Raw genomic sequence first — 24,188 nt, forward strand, 5'->3', positions numbered from 1 at the left:
CCAAATTGATGAAAGGAGAGAGCAGCATGCAACAGCGAACAATAAGTAAGCCGGTTGAGGTTGTAGGAATCGGATTGCATAAAGGTGAACCTATCAAACTGAGACTGGAGCCTTTAGATGTAGATGCAGGTATTGTCTTTTACCGTGAAGATCTTGCAATGAGTATTCCTCTCTCTCCGGCAGCTGTCATTGATACGAAAATGGCGACAGTCATCGGTAACGAAAAAGGATTTATCTCTACGATTGAGCACTTTCTTTCTGCAGTCTATGCCTACGGGATCGATAATCTCAGAGTAGTGGTGAATGAAAATGAGATGCCGGCAATGGACGGATCGGCAATCTCCTTTTGTCTTTTGTTTGATGAGGCAGGTATCGTAGAACAAGATGCCCCTAAAAAAGTGATAAGAGTCAAACAAGCAGTTGAGGTGAAGGAGGGAGAGAAGTTCGTAAGGCTTACCCCTCACCATAGTGCTGAGTTTGACTTTCATGTGAAATTTGACCACCCGGTAATAGGGGATCAGAGTCACTCGTTCCTCTTCTCAACGGAGAACTTTATCAATGAGATCGCACGGGCACGAACATTCGGGTTTGCAAAAGATATTCAATATCTACAGAGCCAAAATCTAGCATTGGGGGCATCCTTACAAAATGCGATCGGTCTGGATGACCATAAAGTACTGAACCCTGAAGGATTGCGTTTTGAAAATGAGTTTGCAAGACATAAGATCCTTGATGCAATGGGTGATATGATGGTATCAGGACACAATATTCTCGGAAAATACGAATCGTTTGCCGGGAGTCACAACCTGAACTATCAATTAACATCAAAACTGTTGGCTGACACTGCAAACTATGAGTTTGTTACAGTAGATGAGCTAAAAAGTAGGGAATTTGCAAAATCATTTGCCTAAATACGAGCTTCTCGTTATCTCTATCTCCTCACCTCTCTTGATAGGCCTCTACAGAGATAAAGCGTTGATAGAGAGCACTTCCAGTGAGAAAAAGACTTCAGAAATACTCTTGCCGCTGTTGAACAGTTATATGGAGCGCTATGACCTATCCGATATCATCTATACGCGGGGACCGGGTTCTTATATGGCGATCAAGCTCACCTATATTATGCTAAAGACGATAGAGATTACACGGGGCATCAACTGTTTGGGATGTAGTGCTTTTGCCCTGAATAACGGTGCTCCGATCAAAGCAATGGGGAACCTTTATTTTACCAAGGAAAAAGAGACTATAATAACAAAAAAAATTGATCAGCCGGTCGATGCAGCGTTTGCATTGCCTCAAAGTATTCAAGATCTACCGTTAGATGAAGAGTCAACACCTGAGTATATCATTCCGGCTGTTTAAGAATAGAGAATAAACCATGTTTGTAAGCGTACCAGCCACTTCGGCAAATTTAGGACCGGGTTTTGATACCCTGGGACTGGCAGTTGATTTGAGAAATGAGATTATCATCAAACCATCCAAGTTTTTATCCATCTCCACCCATGGGGAGGGGGCGGACAACCCAAAAATCAAGAAAAATACCCTCTTTTTGAATATTTTTAATGAAAACTATAAAAGATTGACCAAACGAAGTGATAATTTCCGTTTTGAATTCCATAACAGAATTCCTATCTCCAGAGGTTTGGGAAGTTCTTCCGCGGTGATCGTGGCAAGTCTCAGTGCAGCGTATACTGCAGCAGGTGTCAAGTATACCAAAAGAGAGATACTTAACCAGGCACTGCGCTATGAGAACCACCCTGACAATATCACCCCTGCTGTCATGGGCGGATTCAATGTGGCCTGTGTAGAGAACGGACGTGTCTACAGCAAGAAAAGAAGGCTGCCTGATTATCTTAAAGCAGTGGTCGTTGTACCTAACCGTACGATCTCTACTGCAAAATCCAGAACAGTACTGCCGAAAATGTATAAAAAAGAGGAGGCGGTCTATTCACTTTCAAGGTCATCCTATATGACGGCACTCTTTATGTCCGAATCATGGGACCTGTTACGGATCGCATCTAAAGACAAACTGCATCAATCCAGACGTATGAAAATGATGCCCGAACTCTTTGATGTACAGAAGCTTGCATTGAAGCACGGTGCATTGATGAGTACACTTTCCGGGTCCGGTTCGACATTCTTCTCTCTAGCCTATGAGAAAGACGCACCTAAAATTGCACAGTCTCTCCGATCCCGTTTCCCGAACTATAGAGTTCTCATCCTTGATCTTGACAACTACGGTGTCACGACAAAAGATTAGTACAGCTTAATTCTAATTGGGTATAATACGCGGATGAATAAATCACAGCCCATACGTATGTGTATTAGTTGTCGGGATAGACAGCCTCAGGGGAATCTGTTGCGACTGAAGATGGCCGACAAAGATATCATTGCCTATGATGGCAGTGGCCGTAGCTTTTATCTTTGTGATGTATGCAGTAAAAATCAAAAAAAAATCAAAGGTTTAATCAAACGTTTTAAACAAGATGAAGAACGGTTTGTAAAGCTTTTAGAGGAGTTAATCAAGAATGGATAAAGTAAGAATCCAAGAGATAGCATTAGAAGCAGGACTATCTAATAACGAACTGCTGGAAAAAGCAAAAGAGTTAGGCTTTGCCGTCAAAGCAGCCAACAGTGCGATCAGTATGGATGAAGCAGGGATACTTGTGGACTATGCTATCAGTGGTACACTGCCAAAAGGATTTGACAAACCTGGAGAGAAAAAACCAAAAATAAAAGTGGTTAAAAAAGAAGAGCCTAAGGCTGTTGAACCTTCAGAAGAGAAAGTCGCGGAGACTCCAGAGGAAGAAGTTGCAAAAGAAGAGGCTGCACCTGTAGAAGAGAGTGCACCTGTTGAAGAGAGCGAAGTTGAAACACCTGTAGCAGAAGAAAAACCGGCGCCTAAAAAAGAGGTGAAAAAACGAAAAGGTATCTCGGTAGTTGCCCCCAAAGAGGAACCTACCGCTCAGATCAGAAAGGCTTCAGATGAAGAGACGACCAAGAAGAGGTCTCTCTCCCGAGGCGGGATCAAGATCGTTCGTAAAGCGAAACCTGCACCGGTAAAAGCAGCGAAAAAGATCTCACTTGGCCAGGCAAACATGGAGCCTTTTGTCTCTAAGAAAAAACCTAAAAAGATTGCTGAAGCAAGAGACAGCGGAGAGAAACTGGATATTATGAGCGGTGATATCAGTTCTGATATCAGTTCCGGGTTCGGTGAAGAGGAAGTGGTACTTTTGGACTTCTCAGATAAGAATATTTACGAAGAGATGCAGCGTCAGGAGCAGAAGCGTAAAGAAGAAGCAAAAAAACGTGAAGCAATGGGCGTTATGGGCGGTAAAGGTAAACAGGCATTCCGCCCGCAACAGCGTTCACTAAAACGTGGAGGCAAACGTAAGAAATATGTCAAAGAGACAAATACAGAGGTAGTGACTTCTGTTGAGATCCCTGAAAATGTAAGGGTTTACGAGTTTGCTGAAAAAGTGAATAAATCAGTTGGTGATGTTGTGAAGGTGCTTTTTGCACTGGGGATGATGGTGACGAAAAACGACTTCCTTTCAAAAGATGAGATCGAAATCCTGGCTGAGGAGTTCGGTGTAGAAGTCACTACCATGAACCCGCTTGATGAGCTGGATTATGTAGCTGCGTATGATGCCGTAGAAGATGAGCATCTTGAAGAGAGACCGCCGGTGATTACGATCATGGGACACGTTGACCATGGTAAGACTTCACTGCTTGACAAGATCCGTTCAGCAAAAGTGGCAGATAAGGAAGCGGGTGGTATCACGCAGCACGTCGGTGCTTACCAGGTAGAAAAAGACGGTAAAAAGATCACTTTTGTGGATACCCCGGGTCACGAAGCCTTTACAGAGATGCGTTCACGTGGTGCGCAAGCGACAGATATCGTTATTATCGTAGTTGCTGCAGATGACGGGGTGATGCCGCAAACGAGAGAGGCGATTTCACATACCAAAGCAGCAGATGTTCCAATGATCATTGCTGTGAATAAGATGGATAAAGAGACAGCAAACCCTGACAATGTCAAAGCACAACTTGCCGAGATCGGTGTTATGGCAACTGATTGGGGCGGAGAGTATGAGTTTGTACCTGTTTCTGCACATAGCGGTATGGGTATTGATGACCTTCTTGAGACGATCCTTCTTCAGGCTGAAGTGATGGAGCTTGAAGCTGATCCGACACGTGAAGCGAAAGCGGTTGTGGTTGAGAGTTCATTGGAAAAAGGATTCGGACCGGTTGCGAATGTAATCATCAAAAACGGTACACTGAGAGTTGGTGACAATGCGATCGCAGGTAAAACATACGGACGTATCAAAGCGATCAAGCTTGATGACGGCACCAATGTAAAAGAGATCGGACCGAGCACACCGGCTGCAATCGTTGGTCTGAATGAAGTACCGGGTGCAGGTGAAACACTGATCGTAATGGAGAGTGAAAGAGAAGCACGTGAGTTGGCAGAGAAGAGAGCAGAGTATGATAGAGAGAAACAACTCTCTAAGAGTACAAAAGCATCACTTGATGACCTCTCTGATCTTATTGCAGAAGGTAAACTCAAGTCATTGCCGGTTGTGATCAAAGCAGATGTACAAGGTTCTCTTGAAGCGATCAAAGGAAGCCTTGACAAGCTGAAAAATGAAGAGGTTAAAGTCAATATCATCCATGAAGGTGTCGGTGGCGTTACAGAGAGTGATGTGACACTTGCCGATGCTTCTGAGCATGCCGTGATCCTAGGCTTTAACGTACGTCCTACCGGTGCTGTGAAGAAAAAATCCAAAGAGCTTGGTGTTGAGATCAAATCATATTCAATCATCTATGACCTGATCGATGATGTAAAAGCACTGCTTGGCGGTATGATGAGCCCTGTTATCTCTGAAGAGGTAACAGGTCAAGCTGAAGTTCGTGAGACATTTGTTGTGGGTAAAGTCGGTACAATTGCCGGATGTAAGGTAAGTGACGGTGTGATCACGAGAGGAAGTAAAGCAAGACTTATCCGTGACGGTGTCGTTGTGTATGAGAGTACAATCTCATCACTCAAGCGTTTCAGTGAAGATGCGAGAGAGGTCAAGAGTGGGTATGAGTGTGGTATCATGCTTGAAAATTACAACGACCTTAAAGAGGGTGATGTGATCGAGACTTTCAAAGATGTTGAGGAACAGGCAGTACTGTAATGACACAAGAAGAGATCAAACGACATCGTGTAGAGTCAGTGCTGAAGGAGGTGATTCCTGAAGCTTTGGCTACACTTGATGATGAGCGTATCAATGCACTGCTGGTAACTGAAGTGGTCTGCTCAAAAGGGCGTAGTGATGCTAAAGTCTATCTGGATAAATCTTTTTTAAATGAGAAAGAACAAAATGAAGCATTGCGTCAGTTACGCAGTGTAGCAGGGTATATCCAGAACCATTGCAAACAGAGCGAGGGATGGTTTAAAGCACCTCGTCTTACATTTGAGTTTGATGAACAACTGGAAAAACAGCAGCGTATGGAAGAGTTGTTTGCACAAATCAGTACGAAAAAAGGTGAGGATGATGAGTAAGACAGAAGATCAGATCGCAAAGATCGTTGAGGCGAACGGTGCTTCACTCTATGGCATAGAGACAGTGACTGAATTTGATGAGACGATCTATCGTGTACTTATCACAAAAACAGGCGGGATAACGCTTGATCAGTGTGCTGATATCTCCAATGAACTCTCTCCTTTTTTGGATGTCCATGCACCGGTAAGCGGTAAATACCGTTTGGAGGTGAGTTCACCGGGGATCGAACGTAAACTCACAAAACCAAGCCATTTCAAAAATGCCATCGGTGAGAAGGTGAAGGTGAAGGTTATGGGTGGGGATAAGCTCAAAGGTGAACTGAAAAGCGCAGATGATGAAGGTATCACTGTTACGACAAAACATGGTGATGAAACCTATCGCTATGATGACCTAGGAACAGTAAAAACCTACTTTGAATGGTGAGGCCCGTTAAGCAAATGACACCTGCGTGTCATTTGTAGGGCCGAAACCGGAGCGGTGGAGCAAAGCGACCCGCGAAGGCAACCCCGTTAAGCAAACGACACCTGCGTGTCATTTGTAGGGCCGAAACCATGAGAGCTGTGAAGCAAAAGCAAACTGCTTTCTCACAGAGAGTGCAAGCACAAGGCTTTTGTAAGCTCGGAACCGGAAGTGTTGTGCAGAATGCACCACTGAAGGCAAAGCGACCCGTGAAGGCAAACACGTTAAGCAAATGACTTTGTGCCTGCACTCTCTGTGAGAGGTGCATGTCATTTGTAGGGTCGAAACCATGAAATAGGGTTGGAACCGGAGCGTGTCGAACGCAGTAAGCCGTGTAGGCATGTGCACTTCTGTATCACTGAAGGCATGTGGAGCGAAGCGATCCGCGTAGCCAAAGGGTTGATTTTGCAATAAAATGTAAATGGAGGCAAGAATGTCGGATAACTTCTATATGCAATTGGCACTCAATGAAGCATGGAAGTATCAAGGCCTTACCTATCCCAATCCTGCGGTAGGTGCTGTCGTAGTTCAGGATGGCAGAGTGCTTAGTATCGCAGCACATCAAAAGGCAGGGACTTCCCATGCGGAAGTCCTGGCACTCATTTCAGCTTATGAGACATTAAGTGGACAAAAGGTTGATTTTGATCCAATGGACTCTCACGTATCACACGATTTTTTATTGAAGCTTCCTCAAAACTACTTTGGAAAATGCACTATCTATGTGACTTTGGAACCCTGTTCCCATCATGGTAAAACACCATCATGCGCCTCTTTACTCTCTAAACTGAAATTAGAACAGGTAGTCGTCGCTACCCATGATCCTATCAAAGGACATGATGGTGGTATGAAGTTACTTGAAAATGTGACTTTTGGTGTGTTAAGAGAAGAGGCGGAAATACTGCTTGAGCCGTTTAAACTATGGCAAAAGCGGGCATTTGTTCTTTTCAAGCTGGCCCAAACATCCAATGGGCGTATCGGGGGAGGTTATCTCAGTTCAGAAGCCTCTTTGCGACATGTACATCGTTTGCGAGAAGTGTGCGACAGGCTTTTGATAGGCGGTAATACAGTGAGAACAGACAGACCGACCCTTGATTGCCGCTTTACAGGGGGAAGAGCACCTGATATAAAGATCTACTCTTCCAAGCGTGATTTTGACAGAGAGATACCGCTTTTCAAGGTAACAGAGAGAGAGGTGGAGATCACGGATGATCTGACTTTTTTGGATCACCCTTCATTTATTCTGGTTGAAGGGGGAGAAGGGATGCTCAACGCGTTAAAAGAGAAGATAGATTGGCTACTGATTTATCAGACGCCTAAGCTCTCTACAAACGCTTTATCCTATAATATCGAGATGAATTTGGATTTTTTACACACGCAGAGAGCCGATGTGGATATGATGATATGGAGTAGACAAGTTGGGTATTGAAAAACTGACCGATAAAAAAGAGAAACAAGAGAAGATTGTAAGTATGTTTGATGATATCGCATCAACATACGATCTGGCAAATAGAGTACTGAGTTTCGGTATCGATAAGCAATGGAGAAAAAAAGGCTGCAATAAAGCCTATGAGATACTGGGCAAGGAGACATTGACCCAGATTACTGATGTTGCTACAGGTACGGGTGATCTGTTGATCTTCTGGAGAGATATTGCAAAACAAAGAGGGATAGAAGTCAAGGACTTTGTAGGAGTCGATCCTTCTGTCGGGATGTTAAAAGTTGCCAAAGAGAAAGTGGATTTTGCGACATTTATCGAAGGAAAAGCGCAGGAACTGCCGATAGCGGATGAGAGTACAGATATCATCTCTATCTCTTACGGTATACGTAATGTTGTAGATAGAGTCGAGGCTCTGCAGGAGTTCTATCGTGCCCTGAAGCCCGGAGGTATGGTTGTGATCCTGGAGTTTACCAAGCAGGATAGAAGTGGTGTAGTCAACAAGTTTGTAGATTTTGGAATGAAAAAAGTACTGCCTAGAGTAGGTGGAATCATTTCTAAAAACTATGAGGCGTACAGATACCTTCCTGACTCTATCGAAGAGTTTTTAACGACTGAAATGCTTGAAAATGAGCTAAAAGAGGCCGGCTTTGAGATGAAGTATGTGAAGTCGTTCTCCATGGGTATCTCAACACTCCTCGTAGCACAAAAAGTTTAATCACCTAAAGGAGACCGGATGTCACAGCCTATGATGAGTGTCTCCTCCCTCAATACCAAGATAAAGTCTCTTCTTGAGGCCACTTTTATGCATATTCTCGTAGAAGGAGAAGTGGCTTCAGTGACCTATCATACCTCCGGTCATGTCTATTTTTCCATCAAAGACAGTGACTCCTCGATCAAGTGTGTGATGTGGCGGTCAAATGCTGCCAGGATGAAGTTCCGTTTAGAGCAAGGGATGCATATTGTGATAGAGGGATCGGTCGGCGTTTATACCCCACGCGGAGAGTATCAATTCTATGCAGTGAAGATCGAACCTTACGGGAAAGGGGCACTGGCACTGGCATATGAACAGCTCAAAGAGAAGCTTAAAGCCAAAGGCTACTTTGATGTTGCAGCTAAAAGAAATCTCCCGAAAATCATTCAAAAAATTGCACTGGTAACAGCTAAAGAGAGTGCTGCGTTGCATGATATGTTAAAGATCATTCAGAAACGCTGGCCTTTACTTGAAGTGGTGATCGTAGATACGCTGGTACAAGGTGAGAATGCAGCGCCTCAGATTGCAAGAGCACTTAGGTATGCGGATAGCCTGGAAGCCGATGTGGTTGTAGTGGGACGTGGGGGTGGAAGTACGGAAGACCTCTGGGCGTTCAATGAGGAGATAGTCGCCGATGCCATCTATAGGATGCATACGCCTGTAGTCAGTGCAGTGGGACATGAGGTGGATGTGATGATATCAGATTTTGTAGCGGATATGCGTGCACCGACCCCCAGTGCTGCGATGGAGATGATACTCCCCGATGTTCAGGAGACACTCTATGCATTAGGTGAATTGCAAGAGCGCTTGAGGTATGTATGGCAAGAGAAGATGATACAAAAAGAGAAAGCCCTCTCACACCACAGTGAGCTGATACTGCGGTCGTCTCCTCTGAGAAAACTGGATGAGACCAATAGCGTATTTGAACAGTTAAACAGTGAATTTCAACGGGCCGTAAACCGTAAATTTGAGAAAGAGCACGCTTTACTTCCGGAAATAGAAAAAAGTTTTTCTCAAACACTGGAGTTCATTCTGAAAAATAAAAATGAACTTTTAGGATATATGGCGAAAAGGTTTGAGATGGTAGATCCTAAAAAACAGTATAAAAAAGGGTGGGCGCAGGTTTCCTATCAGGGAGTATCCCTCTCTTTGGATAGGTTGAAAAAAGATCAAAAGTTTATCCTTGAAGATGAGACATCGAGAGTTGAAGCGCTTTGTCTGAATCAAATTAAACGGGACAGCTGAACTCACATGGATGGCATAGAGTTTAAGTAGAAAATTGATAGTATTAAGTCTCGGATTTTTATAGTTTATAGTATAAAAGCGGGAAGATGCATCAGTGATGTATACTCAGGTATGTATCTAAAAAGGCAAGGTTTTGAATATAGAAGCGTTACAGACAATTATCACTGAAAACTTGATGAATTTTGACTCCTTATATCTGATCTCTATCTCTCTTCTACTGATTGTTCTATGGTATCTTTCAAACAAACGTTTAAAAAAGAGACTATCTACTTCAAGAGATGACTCAACAGAGTTACTTGAAAAAGTATTTGATACTTCAGATGATGCAGTGTTGGTTCTCTCTTCAACCTATCATGTACTTTACAGAAACGTATTGATGATCAAATTATTGGGATTAAAACCTAATGATAACTCCAGTAAACTCTATCAGTCGCTTAAGATAAAAGTGAAAAAAAGATGGTTGACGTTAGACGAACTGATCAAAAGTAAATTGACACAATCAGCAAATAGCTCCTATGAGTTGGATAGGACACAACTCACTATGAATGATAATGATACACTACCCGTCTCTATACATATCATTCAGAATATACAAGAAAACAATGAATGGAAGTATATTGTCTCTATACAGGATCTGCGTTATGAAGAGTCACAGAAAACATTGGCATATCGTCATCATGTAACAAAACTACCGAATCAAAATCAAGCGTTTGAAGATCTGAATCCCCTGTTTGCCAAAACACATTTGATAGATGGGAAGATCGTGTTTGTGTTATTGGAGATAGACAACTTCCTGAAACTTAGATCACTATTGGGTTATGAACAATCTACAAAGATCATGATCAAGCTAGCCAGCTATCTTACGTTGGTATCACAGAGACATGGATTTAAAGTCTATCATATGTTCCCAAATAGTTTTTTGCTTGTGATGAGTGATATATCTGATCCGCAGATCGCATTAAACTATGTCAAAGAAATTCAGGGAGAACTCAAAAAGTTTTATAAAATACAAGATGTAAGAATGCATCTAACCACATCGGTAGGTATCAGTATCTATCCAGACAGCGGTAATACACGAAATTTACTTGACAATGCCTATAAAGCATTGAATGAAGCCCAATCGCAGGGACATGGACAGGTCCATGTATTTATGCCGGAACAGGCAAGATTTGTTTTTGATGAGTTGACTCTCTATAATGAGATGCATCAAGCACTTGAAAACAATGAGTTCGAGCTTTATTATCAGCCGATTATGGATGCGCACAGGCAAGAAATTATTTCAGCCGAGGCATTGATACGATGGATACACCCCGTACATGGTTTGATCCCGCCTGATGCATTTATACCGATCATGGAAAAAACAGGGTTTATCATTGAAGTAGGAAAATATATTTTAAATGAGGTAGTGAAACAACAAAAACGTTGGGAGATGTTCAAGTTCAAACGGATATCAGTATCGATCAATGTTTCAATGATAGAGCTTGAAACCGGAAACTTCTTTAACCAAGTTGAGAAAAAGCTGACAGAGACCAAGATAGATCCCGAGTTAATTACTTTTGAAGTGACCGAAGGGAAAGCGATGGAAACTGAGAAAAGTACACTCAATGAGTTTCACAAACTTCATAAATTGGGTGTCGGTGTCTCTCTGGATGATTTTGGTACAGGGTATACCTCTTTTTCCTATCTTAAAAAGTTTCCGGCAGATGTTTTGAAGATCGACAGGTCCTTTATGGAGCATATCCTTGTCAAAAAAGAAGACCAACGAATTGTACAGGGTATTATCGAATTGGCCCATAACTTGGGGATGAAAGTGGTAGTCGAAGGTGTTGAAAACCAGCAGGTAGTAGATCTTATGGCTTCGTATGGTTGTGATTATCTGCAGGGGTATTACTTTTCAAAACCGTTGCCGTCCTTTGAGTTTCAAAAGCTTTTGAGATAGGCAATAGATAACCACTACGCAAACCAATAAATTTTCTTAAAAAAGCCTTGCGGTATCATAGCTTGGATAGTATTAAAACAGTTTTGTAAAAATATTTGAATGGGGATGTAAGTGCAAGTGAGAGAAGAATCATCCTTGCAAGAAGCTGCAAGGATGCATGAGATGTAAAGGATTACATCATACCCGGCATTCCGCCTCCCATTCCTGGTACTTGCGGCATATCAGGCATTGCTGTAGGTTCTTCTTTGACATCTGAGACAGTTGCTTCCGTCGTCAGTAGAAGACTTGCAACCGAGGTTGCATTTTGAAGTGCAACACGCTCTACTTTAAGCGGATCGATAATCCCCGCTTCGATCATATCAACATATTCACCTGTGGCAGCGTTAAATCCTATATTGGCATTTTCGGCATTGGCAATTTTGTCAGCTACAACACCTGCATCAAAGCCGGCATTACTTGCGATTTGTTTGATCGGTGCAAATACTGCTCTTAAGATGATCTGTGCACCCACCTCTTCATCTCCCTCAAGATTAAGGTTTACTGCTTTAGCAGCCTTGATAAGTGCAGCACCACCACCGATAACGATACCTTCGTCTACGGCTGCTTTGGTTGCAGAGAGTGCATCATCAACTCTGTCTTTCTTCTCTTTCATTTCAGTCTCTGTTGCCGCACCTACTTTGATGACCGCTACCCCACCGGAAAGTTTTGCCAATCTCTCCTGAAGTTTTTCTTTATCATATTCACTTGTAGTAGACTCAAGCTGAATCTTGATTTCGTTTGTTCTGGCTTGTACCGCTTCTGCGGCACCTTTCCCATCTACAATGACAGTATCATCTTTGTCGATGACAATTCTGCCACACTGACCGAGGTCCTGAAGTGTTGCTTTTTCCAGTGAAAGTCCAAGTTCTTCCGTGATAACCGTAGCACCAGTCAAGATCGCAATATCTTGCAGCATCGCTTTTTTTCTATCACCAAATCCAGGTGCTTTGACTGCAGCGATGTTCAGTACCCCTTTGAGTCTGTTGAGTACCAAAGTTGCGAGCGCTTCACCTTCAAGGTCGTCAGCAATGATAAGAAGCGGTCTGCCCGTCTGTTGTACCTGCTCCAATACAGGTACAAGGTCTTTAAGTGAAGTGATCTTCATATCTGTGAGCAGGATAACCGGGTTTTCCATTTCACATGTCATTTTTTCAGAGTCAGTGACAAAGTATGGAGAGAGGTATCCTCTGTCAAACTGCATACCTTCTACTACTTCCAGTTCATCTTCGATCCCTTTAGCCTCTTCTACTGTAATGACACCGTCTTTTCCTACTCTATCCATCGCTTCGGCGATCAAATCACCGATACTTTGGTCAGAGTTGGCAGAGATGGTTGCAACTTGAGCGATCTCTTTTTTATCTTTTACCTCTTTTGAGATCTTTTTAAGTTCTTCGATGATCGCTGCACTGGCTTTATCCATCCCTCTTTTTACTTCGATCGGGTTAGCTCCGGCAGTGATGTTGCGTAGTCCTTCTTTGAAGATAGAGTGCGCCAATACTGTAGCAGTGGTTGTACCGTCACCCGCTTCATCCGCTGTATTGCTCGCCACCTCTTTTACCAGTTGTGCACCCATATTCTGGAGGTTGTCACTGAGTTCGATCTCTCTTGCTACGGATACACCGTCTTTAGTGATATGCGGTGCCCCATAACTCTTTTGGATCAATACATTACGACCTCTTGGCCCCATGGTTACTTTTACTGCATCTGCAAGTTTGCATACACCCTCATAGAGACCGCTTCTTGCTTTATCTGAAAAAAATATCTCTTTTGCCATTGTTATTATCCTTTATATAAGAAATTTAATTTTGTTGATCTAGCTAGAATTACGATAAGATGCCTAGTGCATCTGACTGTTCCATAATAAGATATACTTTACTATCGATAGTAATTTCTGTACCTGAATATTTACCAAAGACAATGGTGTCCCCTACATTAATCTCTTCAACATCACTTCCGATGGCGATAACCGTACCTTGAGAAGGCTTGTCTTTTGCATTATCAGGAATAATGATCCCTGATGCAGTCGTAGAAACCTCTTCAACACGCTCAACTAATAGTCTGTCACCAAGTGGTTTAAAGTTCATTATTGCTCCTTTATATAGTTTTGATTTTGTGCGATTTTACATTAATATTCTTTTATTGTCAATAAGTTTAGTCGATATGACTAAAAGTTTTTGATACCGTTATGGTAATTTAAGTCTCTAGCAGGTATATTCTGGTTTATATATTATATAAAGGAGTAAATGATGCAGCCCAACTCTAAAAAGCAAAAGAAGGTTGTGCTTTTTACGACACCGACATGTAAATGGTGCACAACGGCAAAGAAACATTTGAGGGATAATGGCATAAAGTTTAAAACTGTAGATATTACTAAAGATCAAAAAGCAGCAAAAGATTGCCAAAAACATGGATGTCGCGGTGTTCCGGTCTATCTGATAGGCACACAATGGGTTTGCGGATTCGACTATGAAAAAGTAGAAAAATTGTTAAATATTTAATTTTTAAAATTTTTTAAGTTTTCTTAAGGAAACCATAGCTATAATTTCGACCTCCAACCAAGATGTCAAGGTAGCTCAGCTGGTTAGAGCGCTGGTCTCATAAGCCGGAGGTCGAGGGTTCAAGTCCCTCTCTTGACACCACTCACGTTATACCAAGCATTCTAAGTTATTGTCAGTGTTTTTGTCAGTAAATAATTTTATTCCACGATCTACTTTTAAATGTTCTCCTTTAATAAATTTTCCATAATTTTGTATGATCATTTGTGTTGAAGTATGCCCAACCATCTGTGCGATCTCCAAAATGCTTAGATCACTGTTTTTAAGCATCGACACAATGAATGTATGCCGTGTCGCATAAACCTTTCTGTAAGGTATCTCACACGCTGTTAACAGCTTCTTCCATTGTAACTGCTTACTTCCAGTAAAAGTACCGTACGGCTTATCTCCATCTTGTGGCAATACCCATAATGACTTATGATGCTTTGGCAAGTATGGAACAAGATCGTCTAAGATCGGTACATCCCTAATACTACTTTCTGTTTTAGGTGTAGTGATCGTACCTTTGTTAATACTTCTTTTAACTTGTATCACCCGACGTTTCATATCTATATCTGAGTGCATCAAAGCCAAAACTTCACCGGTACGCATGCCAGTATAAAAGCTGATCGCCAAAAACAGACGCATCCAGTCATTAGTATTGCTTAGCAACTTTGCCACCTGCTCACTAGAAAAAGGTTCAACACTCTTTTTCGTATGCTTAGGTAACTTGATGTTCAAGCAAGGGTTATACTTTATGACCTCTTCATCAATAGCAATGTCAAATATCCCACGCAATGGCGTTAAATAGTGATAGACCCGTTTAGGGGTATTGATCTCAAGACGATCTCTTACAAAATCTTTGACCATACCACGGGTAATATTATCTATTTTGTATGCACCAAAACGCTCTGTAAGTACCTTTACAATATTTACAGATTGTGCATACGTCTTTAAATGCTCTTTATCTTTCAAGTAGATTTTGGCATAATGACTTAAATCTTTTGCAGTTAGCCCGTTGATATCTCCCAAGATAATCTTACGTTCTAATGCTGGGATCACCTCTTTTTTAATCAAGAGCCTATTAGCTTTGGTATCTTTTAGCCTTGTACTCTTTTGGATTGTCTTACTGTTGAGAGTATATTGAACATAAAGGATACCGTTAGCTCTTTTAAAAACACTTATCATCTTTACTTACCTTTCGGTCAGTATCAATCGTGTGCATCTTATGATACCAAATCCAATATTTCTTTAGCTTTATCAGATAGATTTTTGTTTTCTATCCAAGCGATCATACTTGATACTTTCCAGTTCGTTCTCTTTTGTTTTGTGAAGTAGTGTGTACCCTCAAAAAAGAATACTCCCTTATGCTTCAATAGATAATCTTTTGAATATCCGATCATTTTAGCCATATCATTGGTTTTTAGATATTGTGGTGTATCTTTCATGCTACACCCCGATGTTTCTCGATTGTATAGTTCTCATTCTTCATATAAACAAGCTCGTCACCGTCAAATATCTCCAAGATCACGTCAGGCTTATCAACACTTGCATAAACTCTTAAACGCTTGTCATTTCTCATTCTCGTAAGTGCTTTAAGTGTGTATTGCTTATAAAGCAGTCTGTAAAGATAGAGTGGGGCAAGTGTCCTGGAAGAACTGAAGCGGGTGATACGATTGTGAGCGTACCAGGCATTAAGATATTTTGCTTTTTTTGTACGACTCTTTCCTTGTGAGTTTGGAAGAGTTTTGTTTACATACTTCATCACGTATGCACCAGCGTTTCTTAGATCATACTGGATATCGTTGCCTTTTTGTGGAAAGAGCCTTTTAAATGCTTCCATTACCCGCTCTATTGACCACTGAGGGACATAAAACAGTATATGTGTATGTGGTGTACCGCTTTGATGTGGTTCATTTACTCTAAAGTAAATACGCTGATCTTTTGGCATTTCTCTAAATACACGATCATTTCTAAGTTTTGCAAAGCGTTTGGTAAGTACCTTTACCGCTTCACGTGGTGAAGTACCGTTAAACTTAGGATTTTTTACCAGTTCTTTGTTGATCAATTTGAAAGGGTGATATTCACTTGGTAGAGTGAGTGTCATAAAAAGAGGTACTAACTCTTTTTGTGTAGCATAACCGATCAGAGTATTAACTCTATTTTGTATCTCGCCATAATATCTATGTGGTGAGTGATTAGCAGATATGATAAGATCTTTTAACGGTATCGTATTACCAGTAACCTTGTCATAGAGTACACTGATCTCTAAAAAACTTCTTTGGATTCTTAGCTTTGTTTCTATATGGGTAAGTTGAGATTTTGTGAGACCATAATAAACAAGCTTGTTATCTTCTAGATTTTTCCAGAGCCTATGTTTAAACTCTTTTTTCTGAAAATCTTGTTCATCATATTTATCATGTTCTTTTAGATATTCTCCGATGTTGTACACAACCTCTTTATAAGTAGTCAAGGTAGTGTGTCTATGCGTCGTCGCTGAAGCGCTCCTCCTTGTATCCACACTACAAAAAGCCTCACTTAGTGCTTCGTCCTGCGGGCTTGTAAGTCCTCGTCCTCTAGCATCCAGTAAGCTTTTATGTTTTGTAGTTTTTTGGCTATAATTCATCTGTTACCTCCTATGGTAATATCGGGCTTGGGGAGATGTCGCCAAACAATCCTCTCCAAGTCTTTCTTACTTGTTATCCCTGACGCACTATCGTTTGTCTTCGGTTAGTTTACCTTGCTTCGCAAGTTTGCCTAATCCGATCTATAGGACACCGTAAAACGTTACTTTTTCTTTTGCCATGTAGTTACACTTGATCTGTATAGTTTGACCCTCTTTGCCTTTATACTTTGATACAAGTTCAGCGGGAATACTTACGTCCATAAGTTCATTTTTGATCTCATCATTTTGTAGCTTTTGTTCTGTCATTAATTGAACAATATATTTACCTTTGGTTGTCTCGCCAGTCTCTTTGTTAGTAAAGTCTGGCTTTTGATATCCTCCAAACATTTTTCCTTCGATTAGTACTATCATTATTTATTCTCCTTTTTTGCAAATTCTAATATTAGAAATAAATTATCAATTTGATATAGCCAGTGAATTGGGTCTATTGTCTCTGAATATAAATCATTAGATTTAGGAATTCGTTTCAAATCAAATTCTCCATCATCATTTAATACGGTTTCTACTACCTCTGTTACAGACATTACTTTATGAAGTTGTTCAATATAGTCAGCTTTTAATTGACGAAATTTTTCTTCAAAACTTTTGTACTCATCATTAGTTAAGCCAAGATATTTAGTCTTATAATCAACATAATAATTTTCGATTTCTGAAATCATGTTCCAAATATCTGAATATTCAGATTCAAAAAACTCTTTAATATAAAATAAAACCATTTCATTTAATATAGATGAAATTTTATGACCATCATGCGCACATACTTTTTCAAATAGTGCTTTCGTATAAGGATCAATTTTAAAACCGATAGTAGTTTTATTACTATCAGACCTATTGTTTAAATTATCTAATAATTCTTTTCTCATTTTTACTCCTTTCTAATATGAGATTAAAAAGTATATTATCGTTTAACTTATACGTTTATTAAATAAATTAAACGATTTTGTTAAACTGTTAGTGTTTTTGTCAGTAAAAAACACACGATATCAACTGACACTTTATTGATTAATGCCCGAAAAGGGCGGGTAGGGTATATTATGGGGGAGTGTCTTAGAGAATCCCTCTCTTGACACCACTTACATTAAATCAAACTTTCAAACTTAACATTATCATATATCTACCGAAATTGATTGTTTTAATGCTCTTAATTTTAGAATATACGGAATACATCTAATAAAATATTTACCTAACTACCACATATTTAAAGTCAAGTTATAGTGTCAGACTTACTAAACTGATATACCACTTGTCAGAACAGAAAATAAAATATTTGTAAAACTGACAGTGGAATTGTCAGAGAGAAGCCCATCAACTTCTAACAGTTATTAGTCTATAGCAGTATACAGCTTGGGATAGGGCTGTAGTATTTTATATCAATGCTCTTTGGACAGCACTGTCTAAAAAATAGCCATTTACCCAATTTGATTCAAATTTATTAATTGTTCACAATAATATATTATTAATAATTGATTTTATAGTATCAATTTTAAAAAAATTATAAAATAATCTTAAAAAATATGATATCCTTGTAAGCAAGGCGTTAGTTACTAATGCATAATTTACATTTTCAAGGAGTTAATGATGGTTAAAAAGGTCGCAATTGCTTTATCTTGTATGGTACTTGGTAGTACAGTAAATGCAGCAGAGGTTTCTGTGGGAAAAAAATTCATAGGTTTGGAAGCAGGAGCAGCGAAGATCCAGGCTGATACTTTACTAATAAACGACCATGACGGGGACGATGTGGAGTTCGGTTTCCGTCTGGGTGCACAGAATGATCAGTGGAGAACTATGTTGGTTTTTGATTATTTTGACAGCTCGGATGATGATCAAAACTACGAAAAAGGGCTCGTACAGTTTGATTACTATCTTTTTAATAACGAATATGAAACATTCTCTTTCCGTCCTTTTATCGGTGTAAATGTTGGATATATGAATTATGAATCTGAATCGATTGATGAGAACGGGTTTCTTTATGGAGGCCAAGCCGGCTTTATCTTTGGGGTGACAGAACATTTCGATGTTGATGTGATGTATCGATACTCCTTTACAGATGCTGCCCATACAGACCATGTAGAGAGTGTAGTTGTAGGACTTAATTATTTTTTCTAGAATTTAGTAAATAAACCAAGGGAAGGTGTTGATGATGAAGAATCTTTTAATGATATTTACATTTCTACTAAGTGTTGTATTGACAGGATGTGGAAGTAACAGTAAGCCAGATGGCACGTCAGATAGTAATGGAAGCGTTATTATTACTACTACTAATTACAGTTTGGTGGCAGTACCTGATGTTATAGATATTGCTGCTTTAGGTGAGACAAGAACATTGAAACTATATCTTAATGATAATGATGCACTAGCACCTGTTGAAGGTGAAGTGATTAGAGCAAAAGTTTTTGATCAAAATTTTGGTACGCTCAACACATATACTTTAACAACAGATGCAAATGGGTATGTAGGATTTATATATTCCGCTCCTGATACGGAATTACCGAATCAATCATTAGTTATTACATTTGAATTAGAGAACAGTGTACCAGTAGTGGATAAGAATGTAACCATTAATTTTAATGGAAGTACGGTAATCATTGGGGATGAACTCAATACAACTAATTATCAATTGGTGGCTGTACCAGATGTCCTAGATGTTACAGCTGGAGGAGAAACGGCGAATATTGATCTTTATCTGAATGATACGAGTGTATTTTCGCCGGTATCAGGTGTAGTGATCAAGGCACAGGTATTTGACCAGACAAACGGTACTCTAAATACATATGAAGTGACTACAGACAGCAATGGTCATGCACCATTTGTCTATACGGCACCAAATATACTACCAGCAAGTTCTTTGGTTATCACCTATGAAATTAAAGACGGTACACCTGCATTGACCAAAGATGTGACGGTGAACTTCACGGGAAGTACTCCTGTGGGAAAAGATGTCAATACAACAGGCTATGAACTGGTGGCAGTACCTGATATTGTGGAAGTTACTCAAGAGGGGGAAACAGCGAACATCGATCTCTATCTGAATGATATGGTTAACCTTGTTCCTGTTTCAGATGTACTAATTAAGGCACAGGTATTCGACCAAACAAACGGTACACTGAATACGTATGAGGTGGCTACAGACAGCAATGGTCATGCACCATTTGTCTATACGGCACCAAATACGCTTCCTGCAATCTCATTGGTTATCACCTTTGAAGTCAAAGCCGGAACACCTGCATTGACTAAAGATGTGACGGTGGACTTTAATGGAAGTACGACTGTGGGAATTGATGTCAATACAACAGGCTATGAACTGGTAGCAGTACCGGGTAGTATGAATATCTTAGAAGCAGGAGAGAGTAGAACACTCGCAGTTTACCTATCCAATATGGTTACGCAGTCTCCTGTTCCGAATCAGACGATTAAAGCTTTATGGTTTGATCCAAATAGTGGGACACTGAATAGCTATTTTGCAACGACAAACAGTAATGGACAAGCAGTATTTAACTATACAGCACCATTAAATCTTGGTGGACTTTCAGATTTTAATATCACATTTGAAGTACTTGACGGGACTCCAACACTAGATACAAACATGACAGTATATTTTGGAACATCATCAGGTACAACAGTTGATACGACAGATATGCAGTTATGGGTAGTACCAGATGAGTTTAACATTACGGAAGTTGGTCAGAGTCGTGCAATTGACCTTTATCTAGAGGAAAATAGTACACATATTCCATTAGAGGGTACAGAGATAGCAGCTGAGTTCTTTGATCCAGCAAATGGAACCTTGAATACCTATATCGGAACAACAGATACAAACGGACATGTTACCTTCAACTATACTGCACCGGAGACACTACCAAGCGGTAGCCTGATTATTACATTTAAAGTGCTACATGGTCAACCTGACCTAAGTGTAAGTACAACTGTAAACTTTATTGGAGGACAAACGATTGATACTACCAATATGAACCTGTACGTTACGCTTCCTTCTATTGATGCCAATGCTACTGTTCCAGAGGCAACAGAAGATATTGATATTTGGGTGGAAAATAGCGTGACTAATACGCCACTTGAAGGAATTGAAGTGAGAGCAATTTTCTTTGATCCTAATTATGGATCATTAGATAAATATACAGATCAAACTGATGTCAATGGGCATATAGTCTTTACATATATGGGACCAGAAGCAAATCCTGGAAGTGATTTAAATATTAGTTTTGAAATTGTAAACGGCAGTCCAACTAAAACTGTTGATGTACTATTAGATTTCTAAGTGAAGAATGAGCCATAATGGCTCATTCTTGTTCCGTACATGCAAGAAACGCTTCTTTAACCATTTTCTCTTAATACTTATCCTATAATACGCTACAGAATTCACATACCAGGTACAAACATGATTGATCTTAAATATCTCCAAAATAATTTTGAAGAGGCAAGTGCCAAGCTTCAAAAAAAAGGTGTAGAGGGTGCAACACTGGAAAACCTTCAATCACTTTTTGTCCAGCTAAAAGAGGCAAACGCAGCCTTTGAAAATGCAAGAGCAGAACAGAACAGCATGTCTAAGCTTTTCCCACAGTATAAAAAAGAGGGGAAGGATATCTCAGAACTTAAAACGAAACTCGATGCGAATAAAGAGTTGATGAATAAGCTGCAAGAGAATGCTAGGGATGCAGAAGAGGCACTTTATGCAGTAGCATTGGCGATTCCTAACTTCCCTGATGAGAGTGTTCCAGAAGGTAAAGATGAAGAGGATAATGTAGAGCTGCGTAAAGTGTTGGAGCCTAAGAGCTTTGACTTTGAACCTAAAGAGCACTGGGATTTGGGAGAGAAGAACGGATGGATCGATTTTGAGCGTGGGGTGAAACTTGCCAAAAGCCGTTTTTCTGTACTCCGTGGTGAGGCTGCAAGGCTGGAAAGAGCGCTGATCAACTTCTTTTTGGATACGAACAAGGGTAAAGGGTTTGAAGAGCTCTGTGTGCCGTTTATGAACAATGCTGCGATGCTTCAAGGGACAGGACAGTTACCAAAGTTTGAAGATGACCTCTTCAAGATAGAGGATGAAGAGCTTTATCTGATCCCGACTGCAGAGGTACCGTTGACCAATATGTACCATGATGAGATCCTTGCTGAGAAAGAGTTGCCGGTACTGATGACCGGGTATACACCTTGTTTCAGAAAAGAAGCGGGTAGTGCAGGGCGTGATACACGTGGTATGATCCGTCAGCACCAGTTTGACAAAGTGGAGATGGTAGCAATCGCGCATCCTGACAAGAGTGATGAGGTTTTTGAAATGATGGTACAAAACGCCTCAGATATGCTTACCGCACTTGGCCTGCCTCATAGAGTCGTAGAACTTTGCGGTGGAGACTTAGGATTCAGTGCAGCCAAGACGATAGACCTCGAAGTATGGCTCCCCGGACAAAACAAATACCGTGAGATCTCATCAATCTCAAATACAAGAGACTTCCAGGCAAGACGAGCAAAGATCCGTTTCAAAGACGGTAAGAAAAATAGATTCGTACATACGCTGAACGGTTCATCTCTGGCGGTAGGTCGTACATTGATCGCAATTATGGAGAACTACCAGAATGAAGACGGAAGCATCACTATACCTGCTGTACTACAGAGGTATATGTAATAATTCTTAATGAGTTAGTAGGAGTTTTTACTTTTTACTCTCTGAGAATCTGAAAGAACCTTAGTAGGGTGGGCTTTTTAAGCCCACCCGAACCTGACATATCCTTTTCCCTCTACAATCTTTCATCCCGAAGCCATAGTATGAATAACTTTGAAATGCTTTTATTTTGAAAATGCATCATTCTGAACTTGCACCCCAAGGGTATTTCTTTCGGACATTTAGAATCTCTCTGTGGTTCAAGTGAGGAATGATTTTATCAGATAGGCGGGGATTCCGGATCAGGGTCCGGAATGACGTGTTAGATTGTCTCTGTACTATCCATCTGACGTAGTTTCAATTTCCCTTCCATACTCAAATAGCTGTTCAGTGCACCGATGTAAGCTTTTGCACTGGCAAGCATCGTATCTAAACTCAAACCGTGTCCGATGATCGCCGGTTCATTTTCATTGAATGTCACTTTTACCGTAACGTTGGCCAAGGCGTCTTTCCCTTGCGAGACAGATTTCACCTTATAATCAATAAGTTGTCCCTGGTAACCGGTAATTCGGTCAATCGTTTTAAATACCGCATCAATAGTCCCGTCACCGATCCCGGCATCGGTGATATCTTCATCGTTATGTCTGATCGTGACCGCTGCACTTGGAACACCGCCTGTAGAGTCCATAAGCTGCATGGCAACCAATTCATAGGCTTTTTCGATATTGGCCATCTCCGAGGTGACCAAAGCGCGGATATCATCATCATAGATATCTTTTTTCTTGTCAGCCAATTCTTTAAAACGTTCAAATGCACTGTTAAGTTCATCATCGCTCAAAGTAAATCCAAGTTTTGCCAACTTGTCTTTAAATGCAGCACGTCCAGAGTGTTTTCCCAATACCAAGGTGTCCTCCATATCTAAGCCGATATCTTCCGGACGGATGATCTCATAGGTCTCTTTGTGTTTCAAGACACCATCCTGGTGGATACCGCTCTCATGTGCAAAGGCATTTTTACCGACAATCGCTTTGTTCGGCTGAGGTTCGATACTGGTAATGTTTGCGATCAAACGGCTTGTAGGATAGATCTCTTTCGTGTTGATATTGGTGTCAAATCCCTTGAAGATATCCTGACGTGTTTTGATCGCCATGACGATCTCTTCAAGCGCGGCATTTCCTGCTCTCTCACCCAAACCATTGATCGTACACTCAACCTGTCCGGCACCGTTTGTAATCGCCTCCAAAGAGTTGGCTACACCCAACCCCAAGTCATTGTGGTTATGTACGGAGATAATGGCACGACCTTTGGTGTATTCGCTCATCTCTTTGACCATGGCACCGATCTCGCTAGGGAGTCTGAATCCAACCGTATCCGGTAAGTTGATGGTCGTTGCACCGGCTTCGATTACAGCATCTGTGATCTCTTTCATAAAACCGATCTCTGAACGTCCTGCATCCTCACAGCTGAACTCTACATCATCTACAAATTCTCTTGCATACTCAACGGCTCTTACCGCACGTCTGATCACTTCATCCGGTGTCATCTTAAGCTTGTACTGCATATGAATAGGACTGGTAGCAATAAAGGTATGGATACGCTTCATCTTTGCGGCTGCGATCGCCTCACCTGCTGCTTTGATATCTGCATCGATCGCACGTGCCAAAGAACAGATGGTTGAGTTTTGTACACGCTGAGCAATTTTACTGACCGCATCAAAATCTCCCGGACTTGCCGCTGCAAACCCCGCTTCAATGATATCGACACCCAAACGCTCCAACTGCGCTGCAATCTGGATCTTCTCTTCCGTATTCATCGATGCACCGGGGCTCTGTTCCCCGTCTCTTAATGTGGTATCAAATATTTTGATAATTTCCATTATAGGTCTCCTTGTAGTGCAGCAAAGCTACACTTCAATTCCTCTCACTAAAGCTACA

General features: G+C 40.9%; 23 protein-coding genes and 1 tRNA gene. 16 read left to right on the plus strand and 8 right to left on the minus strand.

Annotated features, from left to right (window positions below):
- The first annotated feature begins 26 nt into the window (after nucleotides 1-26).
- The 11 genes from lpxC to AC4JOV_RS02120 all read left to right on the plus strand — a co-directional run bounded on the left by lpxC (nucleotide 27) and on the right by AC4JOV_RS02120 (nucleotide 11,381).
- Nucleotides 27-911, plus strand: a complete 885-nt coding sequence (gene lpxC, locus AC4JOV_RS02070; RefSeq protein ID WP_229936780.1) for a UDP-3-O-acyl-N-acetylglucosamine deacetylase — start codon at nucleotides 27-29, stop codon at nucleotides 909-911.
- Nucleotides 892-1,359: a hypothetical protein gene (locus tag AC4JOV_RS02075; protein ID WP_229936779.1), complete on the plus strand. Its 468-nt coding sequence runs from the start codon at nucleotides 892-894 to the stop codon at nucleotides 1,357-1,359. The genes lpxC and AC4JOV_RS02075 overlap by 20 nt, the downstream gene beginning before the upstream one ends.
- Nucleotides 1,360-1,375: 16 nt before the next feature.
- Nucleotides 1,376-2,257, plus strand: coding sequence for a homoserine kinase (thrB, locus tag AC4JOV_RS02080; protein ID WP_229936778.1), 882 nt, complete (start codon nucleotides 1,376-1,378; stop codon nucleotides 2,255-2,257).
- A 33-nt stretch (nucleotides 2,258-2,290) separates the two neighbouring features.
- Entirely contained in the window at nucleotides 2,291-2,533 is a 243-nt protein-coding gene (locus AC4JOV_RS02085; protein WP_318532949.1) for a DUF448 domain-containing protein, read from the plus strand.
- Entirely contained in the window at nucleotides 2,526-5,180 is a 2,655-nt protein-coding gene (gene infB, locus AC4JOV_RS02090; RefSeq protein ID WP_229936776.1) for a translation initiation factor IF-2, read from the plus strand. Before AC4JOV_RS02085 ends, infB begins: the two co-directional genes overlap by 8 nt.
- Nucleotides 5,180-5,548 carry a 30S ribosome-binding factor RbfA gene (gene rbfA / locus AC4JOV_RS02095; protein WP_229936775.1) on the plus strand — a complete coding sequence of 123 codons (369 nt, stop codon included), beginning with the start codon at nucleotides 5,180-5,182 and terminating at the stop codon, nucleotides 5,546-5,548. The genes infB and rbfA overlap by 1 nt, the downstream gene beginning before the upstream one ends.
- Nucleotides 5,541-5,972 carry a ribosome maturation factor RimP gene (rimP, locus tag AC4JOV_RS02100; RefSeq protein ID WP_229936774.1) on the plus strand — a complete coding sequence of 144 codons (432 nt, stop codon included), beginning with the start codon at nucleotides 5,541-5,543 and terminating at the stop codon, nucleotides 5,970-5,972. The genes rbfA and rimP overlap by 8 nt, the downstream gene beginning before the upstream one ends.
- A 457-nt stretch (nucleotides 5,973-6,429) precedes the next feature.
- Nucleotides 6,430-7,434, plus strand: a complete 1,005-nt coding sequence (ribD, locus tag AC4JOV_RS02105) for a bifunctional diaminohydroxyphosphoribosylaminopyrimidine deaminase/5-amino-6-(5-phosphoribosylamino)uracil reductase RibD (RefSeq protein ID WP_491522172.1) — start codon at nucleotides 6,430-6,432, stop codon at nucleotides 7,432-7,434.
- Nucleotides 7,424-8,161, plus strand: coding sequence for a bifunctional demethylmenaquinone methyltransferase/2-methoxy-6-polyprenyl-1,4-benzoquinol methylase UbiE (ubiE, locus tag AC4JOV_RS02110; RefSeq protein ID WP_229936772.1), 738 nt, complete (start codon nucleotides 7,424-7,426; stop codon nucleotides 8,159-8,161). Before ribD ends, ubiE begins: the two co-directional genes overlap by 11 nt.
- Before the next feature lie 18 nt (nucleotides 8,162-8,179).
- Nucleotides 8,180-9,442, plus strand: coding sequence for an exodeoxyribonuclease VII large subunit (xseA, locus tag AC4JOV_RS02115; RefSeq protein WP_229936771.1), 1,263 nt, complete (start codon nucleotides 8,180-8,182; stop codon nucleotides 9,440-9,442).
- A gap of 133 nt (nucleotides 9,443-9,575) precedes the next feature.
- Nucleotides 9,576-11,381 (plus strand): bifunctional diguanylate cyclase/phosphodiesterase, encoded by a 1,806-nt coding sequence (locus tag AC4JOV_RS02120; protein WP_229936770.1) that lies wholly within the window; start codon nucleotides 9,576-9,578, stop codon nucleotides 11,379-11,381.
- 172 nt (nucleotides 11,382-11,553) lie between these two features.
- Here the strand turns inward: AC4JOV_RS02120 and groL are convergent, their stop codons facing one another.
- A complete protein-coding gene (groL, locus tag AC4JOV_RS02125; RefSeq protein WP_229936769.1) occupies nucleotides 11,554-13,194 on the minus strand; it encodes a chaperonin GroEL in 1,641 nt (546 codons plus the stop codon).
- Nucleotides 13,195-13,243: 49 nt separating this feature from the next.
- On the minus strand, nucleotides 13,244-13,504 hold the full coding sequence (groES, locus tag AC4JOV_RS02130) for a co-chaperone GroES (RefSeq protein WP_229936768.1): 261 nt from the start codon (nucleotides 13,502-13,504) through the stop codon (nucleotides 13,244-13,246).
- A gap of 159 nt (nucleotides 13,505-13,663) precedes the next feature.
- Here groES and AC4JOV_RS02135 point away from each other — a divergent pair, with 159 nt between their 5' ends.
- Nucleotides 13,664-13,918, plus strand: a complete 255-nt coding sequence (locus tag AC4JOV_RS02135; protein ID WP_229936767.1) for a glutaredoxin family protein — start codon at nucleotides 13,664-13,666, stop codon at nucleotides 13,916-13,918.
- A 64-nt stretch (nucleotides 13,919-13,982) separates the two neighbouring features.
- A tRNA-Met gene (locus AC4JOV_RS02140) sits at nucleotides 13,983-14,059 on the plus strand.
- A gap of 6 nt (nucleotides 14,060-14,065) precedes the next feature.
- Here AC4JOV_RS02140 and AC4JOV_RS02145 read toward each other — a convergent pair.
- From AC4JOV_RS02145 to AC4JOV_RS02165, 5 genes are all read right to left on the minus strand, one after another.
- Nucleotides 14,066-15,142, minus strand: coding sequence for a tyrosine-type recombinase/integrase (locus AC4JOV_RS02145; protein WP_229936766.1), 1,077 nt, complete (start codon nucleotides 15,140-15,142; stop codon nucleotides 14,066-14,068).
- A 38-nt stretch (nucleotides 15,143-15,180) separates the two neighbouring features.
- Nucleotides 15,181-15,402: a hypothetical protein gene (locus AC4JOV_RS02150; protein ID WP_229936765.1), complete on the minus strand. Its 222-nt coding sequence runs from the start codon at nucleotides 15,400-15,402 to the stop codon at nucleotides 15,181-15,183.
- A complete protein-coding gene (locus AC4JOV_RS02155) occupies nucleotides 15,399-16,580 on the minus strand; it encodes a replication endonuclease (RefSeq protein ID WP_229936764.1) in 1,182 nt (393 codons plus the stop codon). The genes AC4JOV_RS02150 and AC4JOV_RS02155 overlap by 4 nt, the downstream gene beginning before the upstream one ends.
- 141 nt (nucleotides 16,581-16,721) lie before the next feature.
- Nucleotides 16,722-16,991, minus strand: coding sequence for a hypothetical protein (locus AC4JOV_RS02160; protein WP_229936763.1), 270 nt, complete (start codon nucleotides 16,989-16,991; stop codon nucleotides 16,722-16,724).
- A complete protein-coding gene (locus AC4JOV_RS02165) occupies nucleotides 16,991-17,503 on the minus strand; it encodes a hypothetical protein (protein WP_229936762.1) in 513 nt (170 codons plus the stop codon). The genes AC4JOV_RS02160 and AC4JOV_RS02165 overlap by 1 nt, the downstream gene beginning before the upstream one ends.
- Nucleotides 17,504-18,218: 715 nt before the next feature.
- On the opposite strand from AC4JOV_RS02165, the gene AC4JOV_RS02170 reads away from it, so the two are divergent.
- The 3 genes from AC4JOV_RS02170 (at nucleotide 18,219) to serS (ending at nucleotide 22,278) form a co-directional block, all read left to right on the plus strand.
- Nucleotides 18,219-18,746, plus strand: a complete 528-nt coding sequence (locus AC4JOV_RS02170) for an outer membrane beta-barrel protein (RefSeq protein WP_229936761.1) — start codon at nucleotides 18,219-18,221, stop codon at nucleotides 18,744-18,746.
- A 34-nt stretch (nucleotides 18,747-18,780) separates the two neighbouring features.
- A complete protein-coding gene (locus tag AC4JOV_RS02175) occupies nucleotides 18,781-20,913 on the plus strand; it encodes a hypothetical protein (protein ID WP_229936760.1) in 2,133 nt (710 codons plus the stop codon).
- A 120-nt stretch (nucleotides 20,914-21,033) separates the two neighbouring features.
- Nucleotides 21,034-22,278 carry a serine--tRNA ligase gene (gene serS, locus AC4JOV_RS02180; protein ID WP_229936759.1) on the plus strand — a complete coding sequence of 415 codons (1,245 nt, stop codon included), beginning with the start codon at nucleotides 21,034-21,036 and terminating at the stop codon, nucleotides 22,276-22,278.
- Between the two features lie 298 nt (nucleotides 22,279-22,576).
- On the opposite strand, the gene AC4JOV_RS02185 is transcribed toward serS, so the two are convergent.
- Nucleotides 22,577-24,130 (minus strand): 2-isopropylmalate synthase, encoded by a 1,554-nt coding sequence (locus AC4JOV_RS02185; protein WP_229936758.1) that lies wholly within the window; start codon nucleotides 24,128-24,130, stop codon nucleotides 22,577-22,579.
- Between the last annotated feature and the right edge of the window lie 58 nt (nucleotides 24,131-24,188).

Source organism: Sulfurovum sp. MH2-6 (assembly GCF_058374785.1).